At 69.2% G+C, this 12,455-nt stretch carries 10 protein-coding genes; 6 read left to right on the top strand and 4 right to left on the bottom strand.

The window, feature by feature from the left end:
• The first annotated feature begins 4 nt into the window (after positions 1-4).
• From dxs to FHT26_RS03750, 5 genes are all read left to right on the top strand, one after another.
• Positions 5-1,894, top strand: a complete 1,890-nt coding sequence (gene dxs / locus FHT26_RS03770) for a 1-deoxy-D-xylulose-5-phosphate synthase (protein ID WP_168558851.1) — start codon at positions 5-7, stop codon at positions 1,892-1,894.
• Positions 1,895-1,983: 89 nt separating this feature from the next.
• Positions 1,984-2,772 (top strand): GTP cyclohydrolase FolE2, encoded by a 789-nt coding sequence (folE2, locus tag FHT26_RS03765; protein ID WP_168558850.1) that lies wholly within the window; start codon positions 1,984-1,986, stop codon positions 2,770-2,772.
• A 202-nt stretch (positions 2,773-2,974) separates the two neighbouring features.
• Entirely contained in the window at positions 2,975-4,231 is a 1,257-nt protein-coding gene (locus tag FHT26_RS03760) for a lipoprotein-releasing ABC transporter permease subunit (protein ID WP_168558849.1), read from the top strand.
• Positions 4,224-4,910: a lipoprotein-releasing ABC transporter ATP-binding protein LolD gene (lolD, locus tag FHT26_RS03755; RefSeq protein ID WP_168558848.1), complete on the top strand. Its 687-nt coding sequence runs from the start codon at positions 4,224-4,226 to the stop codon at positions 4,908-4,910. Before FHT26_RS03760 ends, lolD begins: the two co-directional genes overlap by 8 nt.
• 132 nt (positions 4,911-5,042) lie before the next feature.
• Complete coding sequence (locus FHT26_RS03750) at positions 5,043-5,417, top strand: hypothetical protein (RefSeq protein ID WP_168558847.1); 375 nt, start codon at positions 5,043-5,045, stop codon at positions 5,415-5,417.
• Between the two features lie 812 nt (positions 5,418-6,229).
• On the opposite strand, the gene FHT26_RS03745 is transcribed toward FHT26_RS03750, so the two are convergent.
• From FHT26_RS03745 to tagH, 4 genes are all read right to left on the bottom strand, one after another.
• Positions 6,230-6,712, bottom strand: a complete 483-nt coding sequence (locus FHT26_RS03745; protein ID WP_168558846.1) for a GNAT family N-acetyltransferase — start codon at positions 6,710-6,712, stop codon at positions 6,230-6,232.
• 14 nt (positions 6,713-6,726) lie between these two features.
• Positions 6,727-7,317 (bottom strand): OmpA family protein, encoded by a 591-nt coding sequence (locus tag FHT26_RS03740; RefSeq protein ID WP_168558845.1) that lies wholly within the window; start codon positions 7,315-7,317, stop codon positions 6,727-6,729.
• An 89-nt stretch (positions 7,318-7,406) separates the two neighbouring features.
• Positions 7,407-8,225 carry a PP2C family protein-serine/threonine phosphatase gene (locus tag FHT26_RS03735; protein WP_168558844.1) on the bottom strand — a complete coding sequence of 273 codons (819 nt, stop codon included), beginning with the start codon at positions 8,223-8,225 and terminating at the stop codon, positions 7,407-7,409.
• Between the two features lie 35 nt (positions 8,226-8,260).
• Positions 8,261-10,357, bottom strand: a complete 2,097-nt coding sequence (tagH, locus tag FHT26_RS03730) for a type VI secretion system-associated FHA domain protein TagH (protein WP_168558843.1) — start codon at positions 10,355-10,357, stop codon at positions 8,261-8,263.
• Between the two features lie 213 nt (positions 10,358-10,570).
• Here tagH and FHT26_RS03725 point away from each other — a divergent pair, with 213 nt between their 5' ends.
• Positions 10,571-12,451, top strand: coding sequence for a protein kinase domain-containing protein (locus FHT26_RS03725; protein ID WP_168558842.1), 1,881 nt, complete (start codon positions 10,571-10,573; stop codon positions 12,449-12,451).
• The last annotated feature ends 4 nt before the right edge of the window (positions 12,452-12,455 follow it).

The raw sequence follows: 12,455 nt of genomic DNA, 5'->3' as shown, positions 1-12,455 counted from the left end.
GCCGATGAACCACACCCTGCTGCACACCATCCAGAGCCCGGCCGACATCCGCCGGCTGTCGCGCGTCGAGCTCAAGCAGCTGTCGGGCGAGCTGCGCGACTTCCTGCTGCACAGCGTCGCCGAGACCGGCGGGCACCTGTCGTCCAACCTCGGCACGGTGGAGCTGACGGTCGCGCTGCACCACGTCTTCAACACGCCGCACGACCGGCTGGTGTGGGACGTGGGCCACCAGACCTACCCGCACAAGATCGTCACCGGCCGCCGCGAGCGCATGGCCACGCTGCGGCAACTCGGCGGGCTGTCGGGCTTCCCGCGGCGCGACGAGAGCGAGTACGACACCTTCGGCACCGCGCATTCGTCGACCTCGATCTCGGCCGCGCTCGGCATGGCGGTGGCCGCCAAGCTGAAGGGCGAAGAACGCCGCTCGGTCGCGATCATCGGCGACGGCGCGATGACCGCCGGCATGGCCTTCGAGGCGCTGAACAACGGCGGCGTGTCGCAGGCCAACATGCTGGTGGTGCTGAACGACAACGACATGTCGATCTCGCCGCCGGTCGGTGCGCTGAACCGCTACCTGGCCCGGCTGATGAGCGGCAAGTTCTACGCCGCCGCGCGCGAAGGCGCCAAGCAGGTGCTGAAGAACGCGCCGCCGCTGTTCGAGCTGGCGCGGCGCTTCGAGGAGCATGCGAAGGGCATGGTCGTGCCGGGCACGATCTTCGAGGAATTCGGCTTCAACTATGTCGGCCCGATCGACGGGCACGACCTCGATTCGCTGATCCCGACGCTCGAGAACCTGCGCGACCGCCCGGGCCCGCAGTTCCTGCATGTCGTCACGAAGAAGGGCTACGGCTACCAGCTGGCCGAGGCCGACCCGGTCAAGTACCACGCGGCCTCGGGCAAGTTCGACCCGGCCGAGGGGTTTCCGAAGGCCAAGCCGAGCAAGCCCACCTTCACGGCCGTCTTCGGCCAGTGGCTGTGCGACATGGCCGAGAAGGACAAGCGCCTGATCGGCATCACGCCGGCGATGCGCGAAGGCTCGGGCATGGTCGAGTTCGAGAAGCGCTTCCCCGACCGCTACCACGATGTCGGCATCGCCGAACAGCATGCGGTCACCTTCGCCGCCGGCCTGGCTTGCGAAGGCCTGAAGCCGGTGGTCGCGATCTACTCCACCTTCCTGCAGCGCGCCTACGACCAGTTGCTGCACGACGTCGCGATCCAGAACCTGCCGGTGGTGTTCGCACTCGACCGCGCGGGCCTGGTCGGTGGCGACGGCGCGACGCATGCCGGTGCCTACGACATCGCGTTCCTGCGCTGCGTGCCGAACATGAGCGTGCTCGCACCGGCCGACGAGCGCGAGTGCCGCCAGCTGCTGACCACCGCGTTCGAGCAGGACCATCCGGTGGCGGTGCGCTACCCGCGCGGCGCCGGTGCCGGCGTCGCGATCGACCCCGAGCTCACGTCGCTGCCCTGGGGCAAGGGCGAGGTGCGCCGGCGCGGCGAGCGCATCGCGATCCTGGCCTTCGGCACGCTGCTGTACCCGGCGCTCGCTGCCGGCGAAGCGCTCGGCGCGACGGTGGCCAACATGCGCTACGTGAAGCCGCTCGATGCCGACCTGGTGGCCGAGCTCGCGCGCACGCACGACGCGATCGTCACGGTCGAAGAGGGCTGCGTGATGGGCGGTGCCGGCAGCGCGGTGCTCGAAGCCTTGCAGGCCGCGCGCCTGGAGATCCCGGTGCTGCAGCTGGGCCTGCCCGATGCCTTCATCGAGCATGGCGATCCGGCCAAGCTGCTGGCCGCCTGCGGGCTCGACGCGGCGGGCATCGAACAGTCGATCCTGAAGCGCTTCGGCGCCCGGCCGGCACTCGTTCGCCCGGCCGCCGGCCAAAGGGTTTGAACGGCGTCGTCAAGCCCTTTTGCGCATGGGGCGGTCGGAATGCTGTCATCCTTGCGACCGTTGACAGATAGAAGTCCGACATGAACCACATGACGAATTTGAAAGACGCGCTGCACATTCCCGACACGCAAAGCGAGCGCGACGAGCGCCACTTGGCGATCCAGCGCGTCGGTGTGAAGGATGTGCGCTACCCGCTGCAACTGAAGTTCGGCAAGACGGTGCAGCCGACCATCGGCCAGTGGGAGCTCGACGTCGCGCTGCCGGCCGAGCAGAAGGGCACGCACATGTCGCGCTTCGTCGCGTGGCTCGATGCGCTCGGCGAGCCGCTCGATGCTGACGGCCTGAAGCTGCGCTTTGCCGAGATGCTCGAGAAACTGCACGCCACGCACGGTCGCGTCGAGGTGAAGTTCCCGTTCTTCATCCGCAAGCGCGCGCCGGTGTCGGGGGTCGAAAGCCTGCTCGACTACCAGGGCAGCTGGGTCGCCGAGATGCGCGACGGCAAGCCGGTCGTGTGGTCGCAGGTGCTGGTGCCGGTGAAGTCGCTGTGTCCGTGCTCGAAGGAGATCTCCGACTACGGCGCGCACAACCAGCGCTCGCACGTGACGATCCGCGCCGAGCTGCTGCAGGACGTGCCCTGGGGCGAGCTGGTGCGCTTTGCCGAGAATGCGGCGTCGAGCGAGATCTGGCCGATGCTCAAGCGTGCCGACGAGAAGTGGGTCACCGAGCATGCGTACGAGAACCCGAAGTTCGTCGAAGACCTGGTGCGCGATGTAGCGCTCGGCTTGAACGCCGATCCACGCATCGGGCGCTACACGGTCGACGTCGAGAACTTCGAGTCGATCCACAACCACAGCGCCTTCGCGCGGATTGAACGTTAGCCCCCCAGTCGCTTCGCTCCTGCCTTGCAGGCCGCGCTGGGCCAGAGGCCCAGCTCCTCGCCAGGCATAAACAGTCCTCAGGACTGTTCATGTCCGGGCTCGGCCCCCAAGGGGCGCCACCCGGCGGCCCGGCAAAGCCGGTTCCGCGGGCGTTGCTTGATCCGTCGCTCGCCTTGCTCGCTCAGGTAGCATCCGCGCACTTATGAATTTGCCCTACGAGCTACAGATCGGCGTGCGCTACACGCGCGCCGGCCGCACCGGCCGGCGCAACGGCTTCATCTCCTTCATCTCCGGCGTCTCGATGCTCGGCATCGCGCTCGGCGTCGCGGCGCTGATCATCGTGCTGTCGGTGATGAACGGCTTCCAGAAGGAAGTGCGCGACCGCATGCTGTCGGTCGTCGCCCACGTCGAGGTGATGGACGGCCAGGGCCAGGCGCTGCCCGACTGGCACCTGACCGCGAAGCAGGCGCGCGAGAACCCGCAGGTGACCGGCGCCGCGCCGTTCATCGCGGCGCAGGCGCTGGTCGCGCGCGGCGACGACATGCGCGGCGCGATCATCCGTGGCATCTCGCCCGACGACGAGGCCACCGTGACCGACCTTGCCGCGAGCATCAAGGACTCGACGCTGTCCAGGCTGGTGCCGGGCGAATGGGGCATCGTGCTCGGCATCGAGCTCGCACGGTCGCTCGGCGTGCACGAAGGCGACAAGATCACGATCGTCGCGCCCGGCGGGCAGGTCACGCCGGCCGGCGTGGTGCCGCGGCTCAAGCAGATGACGGTGGTCGGCACCTTCAACGCCGGCCACTACGAATACGACAGCGGCCTCGCGATGATCCACGTCGACGATGCCGCCAAGCTGTTCCGCACCGACGGCCCGACCGGCGTGCAGCTGCGCCTGAAGGACCTGTTCCAGGCGCGCGACGTCGCCGAGCAGCTGTCGCAGGCCTTCGGTCCGCAGTTCATCGTCAGCGACTGGACGCGCACCAACCGCAACTGGTTCTCCGCGGTGCAGCTCGAGAAGCGCCTGATGTTCATCATCCTGACGCTGATCGTCGCGGTGGCCGCCTTCAACCTCGTCTCGACCCTCGTGATGACCGTCACCGACAAGCAGGCCGACATCGCGATCCTGCGCACGCTGGGCGCGAGCCCGCGCTCGATCATGGGCATCTTCATGGTGCAGGGCGCGGCGTCCGGCATCATCGGCACGCTGTCGGGCGTCGGCTTCGGGCTCTTGATCGCGCTGAACATCGACGTGATCGTGCCGTTCATCGAGCACCTGCTGCGCACCAGCTTCCTGCCGTCGAGCATCTACCTGATCAGCCGCATGCCGAGCGATCCGCAGGCCGCCGACATCGTGCCGATCACGCTGATCTCGCTCGTGCTGTCGTTCGTCGCGACGCTCTACCCGAGCTGGCGCGCGAGCCGCGTGCAACCGGCGGAGGCGCTGCGCTATGAGTGACTCGCGCGAGCTGGTGATCGATGCGCAGTCGCTGCACAAGCGCTTCAGCGAAGGCGGGCTCGACGTGCACGTGCTGCAGGGCGTGGCGCTCGGCGTGCGCGCCGGCGAGACGGTGGCGGTGGTCGGTGCCTCGGGCTCGGGCAAGAGCACGCTGCTGCACCTGATGGGCGGGCTCGAGGCGCCCACCAGCGGTGCCGTGCAACTGAAGGGCCGCGATTTCTCGCACATGAACGCGACGGAGCAGGGCGTCTGGCGCAACCGGCACCTCGGCTTCGTCTACCAGTTCCACCACCTGCTGCCGGAGTTCACGGCGTTGGACAACGTCGCGATGCCGCTGCGCATCCGCCGGCTGACGCAACCGCAGGCGCGCGAGCAGGCCGAGGCGGTGCTCGCGCAGGTGGGCCTGGCGGCGCGCGTGCACCACCGGCCGTCGGAGCTGTCGGGCGGCGAGCGCCAGCGGGTGGCGATCGCTCGGGCATTGGCCGGCAAGCCGGCCTGCGTGCTGGCCGACGAGCCGACCGGCAACCTCGACCGCGAGACCGCCGATGGCGTGTTCGCGCTGATGCTGGAACTCGCGCGCAACCAGGGCACGGCCTTCGTGATGGTCACGCACGACGAGGCGCTGGCGAAGCGCTGCGACCGGGTGCTGCGGTTGAAGCAGGGGCGGCTGGTCGACTGAGCCGATCGATGTCGATGCGGGCTGCCATCGCGGGAGCGTTGGCAGGAGCGTTGCGCGAAACCCTCGCTTCTGCTGGAACGCAATCCAGGTGGCGGTTCACTCATGCTGTCTTCACAGCGCAAGGAACCTGACATGAACGGAACAGCAGCATCGACCGCGGGTGGCGCCATCGGCCGCGTCGCCTTGAATCCAGCAGCGGGGCCTGAGGGGCAACCGCCTGGCTGCGATCTGCGGGGCAAGGTCAAGGAGGGCCTCGCAGCCGCCAAAGTATTCCTCATGGACCGAGGCATCGACACGACGCTGAACCAGCTGAGGGTTTCGATGCTGGCGACTGCGGGCGTGTGCGGTCTTGCCGGCTCGGAACCGGCAATGGCTGCCGCATTGAGTGTCTATCTGGGGCTCACTTTGGGTAGGGATCCTCTCGCCCGATTGGTTCTTGCATTGCCCGATGCGCCCGGCGCGCCAGTCCCGCTGGCAGAGCCCGATCAAGCATCCGGCAGAGGCTGAGACCCATGCTCACAGGGTGACGGTGCCCTGGCGACGAGACGGAGCACGCTGGAACCGGATCGGCGTTCTGGCCACTCATGCGGTGTCCGGATCAGCAACCAGCGATGCGCTGGTTCGATCTGCACACGCATCGTCTCTACAACTACTCAAAGATCGGATTGGCCATGAACACGCGAATACCAAGAATGATTGATGACCTGTCACAGCTCACGGAAACTTGACATGCGCGCGAGTCTCAGCGGATCACGGAGCCGTTCCGTCAGCGAGAGCCAAGACAGCTTGGCAGTTCAAGAACAGAACGGGGATCTTGGCGACGAGGTCGGGGAGGTCCGGTCCTGTGCAGGGATTTTTCTGAGATCTATGGCCACGTGCTTGGCGGGTACCACGGTGGTTGTGGGCGTCCCAGCCTTTATTGCCAATGCGGGGATTGTGGGCTGTGGAGTGGGGTTCGTACTCAACGAGTTCAATTGCAGCACGGAGGCGGGACTTGGCCTCGTCTCTGTCGGCGTGACAGCGGGCTTGATATGCACTGGTGCGTATATTCTGCAAATGGGGCTGGTCAAAAGACTTGCTGAACAGCAGCAACCGCAGGACGCTTCGGCGGACAGCGACAGTGGGGCAGGACCGGCGTCCGCTTCTTCGCGACAGTCCGGCTCCGAACGCTCGGTGGATCTGTCCCTGCCCCCGCAAGAGCGCGAGGGCCAGGAACTCGATCCGTGACTCCCGGCCTCCTCATTCGTCTGCCCGTTCCGCCACTGGCACAGCGGTCGGTGAGGCGAAGTTTGTGAACCAGGAGTGCTCGAAGTGTCTCGTCACCTGGGGGGCTCGGCCCGCAGCATCCCGGCGTAGATGCCGGGCGACGAGCCTTCGATCACCACCGCACCGACGGTCTTCTCGTAGAACGCCTTCGGTCCCGCACTGCCGATGACCGCGTAGGCATAACCGAGGTCACGCTGCGCATGCAGCGCGGCCAGCAGCAGCGCCTTCCCGACGCCCTGGCCCTGCACTGCATCGAGCACGCCTTCGGGCCCGAAGAAGTTCTTGCACGTCGCGTCGTGGCATGCGAAGCCGACGATCTGCTGCTCGCGGATCGCGATGAAGCAGGCCACAGGAAGACGCCCGATCGCGACGTCGATCTCTGCCACCCAGCCGGGGAAATGCTCGGCGGCCCAGGCCAGGATGCGCGGCTTCTCGGGCGCGAGCGCCCGCCGCACGGTGACGTCGTGCCGGGCCACCGCGGCCAGCGCATCGTCGAGCGGTGGCAGCTTGTAGAGCGTGACGAGCATGTCGGACATGCAGTCTGCTCGCCTTATTTCGTGTTCGTCACGATCGTCACCCGCCGGTTCTCCGGCGCCGCCGGCACCGCGCGATTCAGCAGGTCGTGATCGCCCTTGCCCTCGGCCTTCAGCCGGTCGGCGGCGATGTTGTGCGTCGTGACGAGGTAGTCGCGCACGCTCTCGGCGCGCTGCTGCGACAGCAGCATGTTCGCGTCGGGGTTGCCGCGCGGGTCGGCATGGCCTTCGACGTTGAAGCTGTAGTCGGCCAGCCGGTCGTTCTTCAGCGCGCCGGCCACCACGTCGAGCTGCTGCTTCGCCGATTCGGTCAGCTCCGACGAGTTCGTCAGGAACGTGATCAGCAGCGACGCGCTCGCCTTGCGCTCCGGCGCCGAGACACCGGCGCCGTCGCGGCTCACCTTCAGGCTGCGCGTGACGACCGGCTCCGGCGGCGGCGTCAGCGCGTCCAGCAGGTTGCTCTCGGTGACGTTCTTGCCCTTCAGCACCCGGGTGTCGCCGATGTCCTGGGCCCACAGCGGTGTCGCCAGGGGAGCAGCCAGCAGCGTGGCGAGGACCAGGCCGGCGGCCCGGCGCAGCGAAGACGACTTGAAACTCAGCGTGTCCATCAGGGACCTCCGTACAGATTCGGGGATGATGCCTGCGCCACCGGCCGCGGGAAGCGACCAAGGTCACGCCGGGCAGAGGCCCCCCACGATCAAGGGGACTTGCCCGCGCCGCCGGCGAGCGTGTCGTCATCCCACAACCCCGACATGCGCGTGGTTTCCGACGGATCGCCGATCCACACCGCGACCGCGCTGTAGTTGTCCTGCTTCGGCCGGGCCGCGGCGCGGATCGCTTCGCCCATGCGGTCCAGCCAGTCCTCGGCCGAATCGGCCGCGGCGAATGCGGCTTCGATCGCCCGCTTCGAGAACAGGTCCCACCAGCCGTCGGAGCACAGCAGGAAGGCGTCGCCATCTTCGATCGGCATGTGGGTTTCGAGCGTGCTCGGCTCGACCGGGCCTTCGGTGCCCATCGCGCTGAGCAGCTGGTTCTTGTGCGGATGGCCGACCGCTTCTTCCGGCGTCAGGTAGCCGGCATCGACCATGCGCTGCACGACGCTGTCGTCGCGCGTCACGTGGCACACACGGCCGTGGCGCAGCATGTACAGCCGCGAATCGCCGACGTGCGTCCACAGCGCTTCCTCGCGCCGCGTGTCGATCCACAGCGCGACCAGCGTGGCATGCATGCGCTCGGCGCTGCGCTTGCCCTGCTGCTGCTCGTTGATCGCCGCATGCGTGTCGCACACCAGCTGCGTCAGGTATTCGGGCGTGGCCTGCGTGGCCGACTGCAGGCCGAGCGCGGTCATGCGCACGACCATGTCGGACGCGACGTTGCCGCCGCGGTGCCCGCCGGCGCCGTCGGCCAGCACGGCATAGCAGAACGGCCCGCTGACGCCGTGGCGCAGGTCGTCCTCGTTGCGGCTTCGCCCGCCCACCTCGCTGCGGGCGGCGATCTCGACTTGCAGCATGGCCATGCGTCCTGTGCGGCGGCTTGGGAGACGGCGATGGATCAGGTGCCGCCGGGGTGGCGCTCGGCGTCCAGGCGGTCGAGCTGGTCTTCGTAGGCCTTGATGAAGGCCTTGCCGAACAGCTCGTGGAAATCCTCCTGGGCGTCGTCGTGGATGCGCTGGTAGTGCTGCAGGTACAGCTCCCACAGCTTGGCGCGGCGGTTCATCGGCAGCACGCTGTCGAGCACGCTGCTGCCCGAGAGCTTGCCCTCGAGCTGCGACGGCTCGAAGCGCTTCAGCACGCCTTCGAGCGCGGCGCGCATGCCGACCATCGTGCCGATCGCGTGGCCGACCAGGTCGTCCATCGCGTCGTGCACCGCGGCCGGGCCGACCATGAAGCCGCGCATCGGCGGCTGCAGCAGCTGCTCGATCGCGGTGCCGGCGTCGGGCGAGAACTTCAGCGGGTTGTTGTTGCGCGCCTGGATCATCGTGACGTCGGCGCGCAGCTCCTGCTTCGCGGCGGCCCGCGTGGCGACCAGCTTCAGCGTGCCGTCGACCGAATGGCGCAGCACCTCGCCGATGACGCGCATCAGCGCCGGGTTCAGCCCTTGCGGCGGCTGCAGGTGGATGCCGGCGCCTTCGCAGAACGCCGCCCACAGTGCTTCGGGCGATGTGTCGCCGGCGGCATGGGCCGGCGCTGCCACCGGCGGGCGCGCGACGGGCGGCGGTACCGCCGGCGGCATCGGCGTCAGCGGCATCGGTGCCGAGGTCATCAGCGACGGCCGGGCCGGGCGCACGCCCGGCATCGTGGTCGTCGGGGTCAGGTCCTCGCCGCGGATGCGCGCGGCCGGCGGCGCGGCCCGCGGCGGTGCCGGCGGGCGCGGCGAGCTGACCTGCGTCATGTTGGGATCGAACGGCGGCGGCGCCACCGGGGCCGGCGGGAAGGGGCGCGCCGGCGGCGCGGCGGGCGGCGGCGGGCTCTGCACCGCCGGCGGCACGTAGGCGCCGCGCAGTTCCGGTGTGTGGTCGAAATCGGCCGGGATCGAGGCGGCCGGCGCTGCCGGCGCGGCGCCGCCAAACATCGCCAGCGGATCGGTGCTGGCCGACGCGCCGCCCGGCGCGGGCGCGGCCAGGAAGGCGGCCAGCGGATCGCCGCCGCTGCCGGCGGCCGGCGCCTGGCCCAGCCCGAACATCGCGTCGAGGCTGGACGACGGTGCGGCGGTGGGCGAGCCCAGCAGGTCGCCGAGGCTGAAATCCACCGGCAGCGAGCCGCCGGACGGCGCCGGCGGCGGCGCCGAGGCCGAGCTGCCCATGAAGCCGGCCAGCGGATCGGCCGCGGCCGAGCCGGACGACGGCGACGGCAAATCGGCGAACGGATCGAAATCGTCCGGCAGCCGGCTGGCGGCGGCAAGCGGAGGCGGCGCGAAAGCAGCGGACGCGCGCGTGGCCGGCGGAGGTGGCGCGAACGGCGGCGGCGGGGCCACCACCGGTGCGGCGGCCGGCCGGAACGACGGCATCGTGCCGGTCGGGCTCGACTCGCGGGCGCCGCCCATCAGGTCGGCAAATGGGTCGCTGGCGCCCGGGCCGCTCGGGCCGCCCAGCAGGTCGCCGAACGGGTTGGCCGAATCGATCGGCGCGGGCGTGGCGCGCGGCGGCGTCGGCTGCGCGGGCGGCGGCATCGCTGCCGTCGTGCCGCCGAGCGGGCGGGGCGTCGGCGGGGCCGGCGGCACCGGCGGGTTCAGCTGCAGGCGCGGGTTGGTGCGCGATTCGACGGCCGAGGCCTTGATCACCGTGCGCGAATCGATCGGCGCCCGCTCGTCGGTACGCGGCGTGGTCTCGGGCGCGGCCAGCGTCGCCCGCATCACGTAGCCGCCGATCACCAGTTCGTCGGCATGGCCGAGCGTGCTGCCTTCGCCGGCGTTGATCGGCCGGCCGTTGACGACGATCGCGTTGGCGCTGCCGACGTTGCGGATCGAGAACGAGCCGTTGCTGAACCAGACCTCGGCCTGCAGGCGCGAGATGTGGCGCTCCGGATCGGGCAGGGCCAGCGTGTTCGTGTCGGAACGGCCGATCGTGCCACCGCGTTCGTCGAAGTGGCCCGTGATCGACTGAGACAGGGTCTCGTTCTTCAGGGTATGGGCGCGTATCACCAGGATCATGAGGGCTCCGACAGCGAGGCAGGCACGCCCGCCGTGCGGAGCCGGCGCGCCTGAAGCCGGTTTATCCGCCGGGCGATCCGGATTGGCAATCAACGAAAGTCATGCGCTTGTCGCACAAGCCGTCGGAAACGTTTGCCCTCGGGTGGCGAAATGGGTGGCGAAATGACTTTCGTTCATTGAGAGTTTCGGTTGGCGCAGGCACTGTGCCGTGCCATGCCTGAAGACGACTATCCGGAACGCCCGTTCGAAGACGACGAGACCACGCGCGTCATCACCCATTCCAGCGCCAGCATCCGCACCGCGCCGCTGAACGCGGCCGCGGCCAATGCGTCGGCCGACACGCTGCCGGCCGCTGCGCTCGGAAGTGAGTCCGCGCGCCGCGCGGCGCCGGCTGCCGCCAGCCCGGCGGCGCCGCGCCAGGTCGGCCGCTACCAGATCACCGAACGCATCGGGCGCGGCGGCATGGCGAGCGTCTACCGGGCGCACGACCCCGGCATCGACCGCACGATCGCGATCAAGTTCCTGCATGCCGCGTACTGCGAGGAAGAGGAATACCGCGCCCGCTTCCTGCGCGAAGCGCGCGCCGCCGGCATGCTGTCGCACCCGAACATCGTCACCGTGCACGACGTGGGCGAGATCGAAGGCCGGCCGTACATGGCGATGGAGCTGATCGAAGGCGAGCCGATGAACGAGCTGATGGCGCGTTCGGGCCCGATGCCGATCCGCGACACGCTGGTGATCGTGCTGCAGCTGGCCAAGGCGCTCGACTACGCGCATGGCAAGGGCATCGTGCACCGCGACATCAAGCCGTCGAACATCATGGTGCTGAAGGGCACCAGCACCGTGAAGGTGACCGACTTCGGCATTGCGCACGTGGCGGGCGGTGCGTCGTCCACCCACCAGACGCGGGTCGGCGACGTGCTCGGCACGCCGCAGTACATGTCGCCGGAGCAGACCAAGGGCTCCAAGGTCGACGGCCGTTCCGACCTGTTCTCGGTCGGCATCATCCTGTACCAGATGCTCAGCGGCGCGCCGCCGTTCCAGGGCGACAGCATCGTCGCGCTGGCGATGAAGATCGCCACCGAGGAGCCGACGCCGATCGAGAAGCTGCGTCCCAACCTGCCGCCGGGCGTGCGCCGCATCGTCGAGCGCTGCCTGGCCAAGCAGCCGGAGCGCCGCTTCCAGACCGGCCAGGAACTGGCCGCGGCGATCAGCCTGGCGATGCGCGATGCCGAAGACGACGCGCGCGAGAAGGAAAAGCCCCGCATCCTGCCGCTGCGCGTGAAGTGGGCGCTGATGATGGGCGCCATCGTGTTCGCGGTGATGGCGGTGACCGGCGCGGTCGTCAACCGGCAGCAGAGCGCCGCGATGATGGGCCAGGTGACCGACTACGGCGCGTCGCTGAGCCGCTTCATCGCGGCGCAGAACGCGGTGTCGGCGCTGGCCGACGAATGGGTGGCGGTCGAGGTGTCGGTCGGCGAGGTCATGAAGACGCGCGATTTCACGAGCGTCACCGTGGTCGACCGGGCCGGCGTCGTGCGGGCGTCGAGCGACGCCGCGAGCGTCGGCCAGCCGTACAAGGCGCGCAACGGCGAACTGCTGGGCACGCGGGCCGGGGGCGTCAGCGTGACGCGCGTGCTCGACGACAACGACAACGTGCTGCTGTTCGAGGCGCCGATGACCTTCCAGGGCAAGGCGGTCGGGCGGGTCGCGCTGGGCGTGCCGGAGAAGCCGCTCGCGCAGGTGGCGCGGCTGAGCCTGACGCTGATGATCGTGCTGGTGATCGTCACGGTGCTGGCGGTGGCGGTGGCGATGTACTTCGTCGCGAACTGGTTTGCGCGGCCGATCAAGCTGGTGGGCGATTCGATGCGCGAGATCGCGAAGGGTCAGTTCGAGCACCGCATCCGCGAGGAGCGCACCGATGAATTCGGCCAGCTCTACAAGGAGTTCGACGCGATGGCGCAGGCCTTGCAGGAGCGCTACGTGCCGACGCAGGACACCGCGGCCGACACGCAGCGCGTGGCCGCCAGCTTCGCCAACACGATGGCGCCGCTGAGGCGGCCACCGGCCGCCGATCCGAAGAAGCCTTCTTGAGGGA

The sequence above is a fragment of the Rhizobacter sp. SG703 genome, assembly GCF_012275445.1.
Lineage (GTDB): Bacteria > Pseudomonadota > Gammaproteobacteria > Burkholderiales > Burkholderiaceae_C > Rhizobacter.
This window is presented reverse-complemented; position numbering and strand designations above follow the sequence as displayed.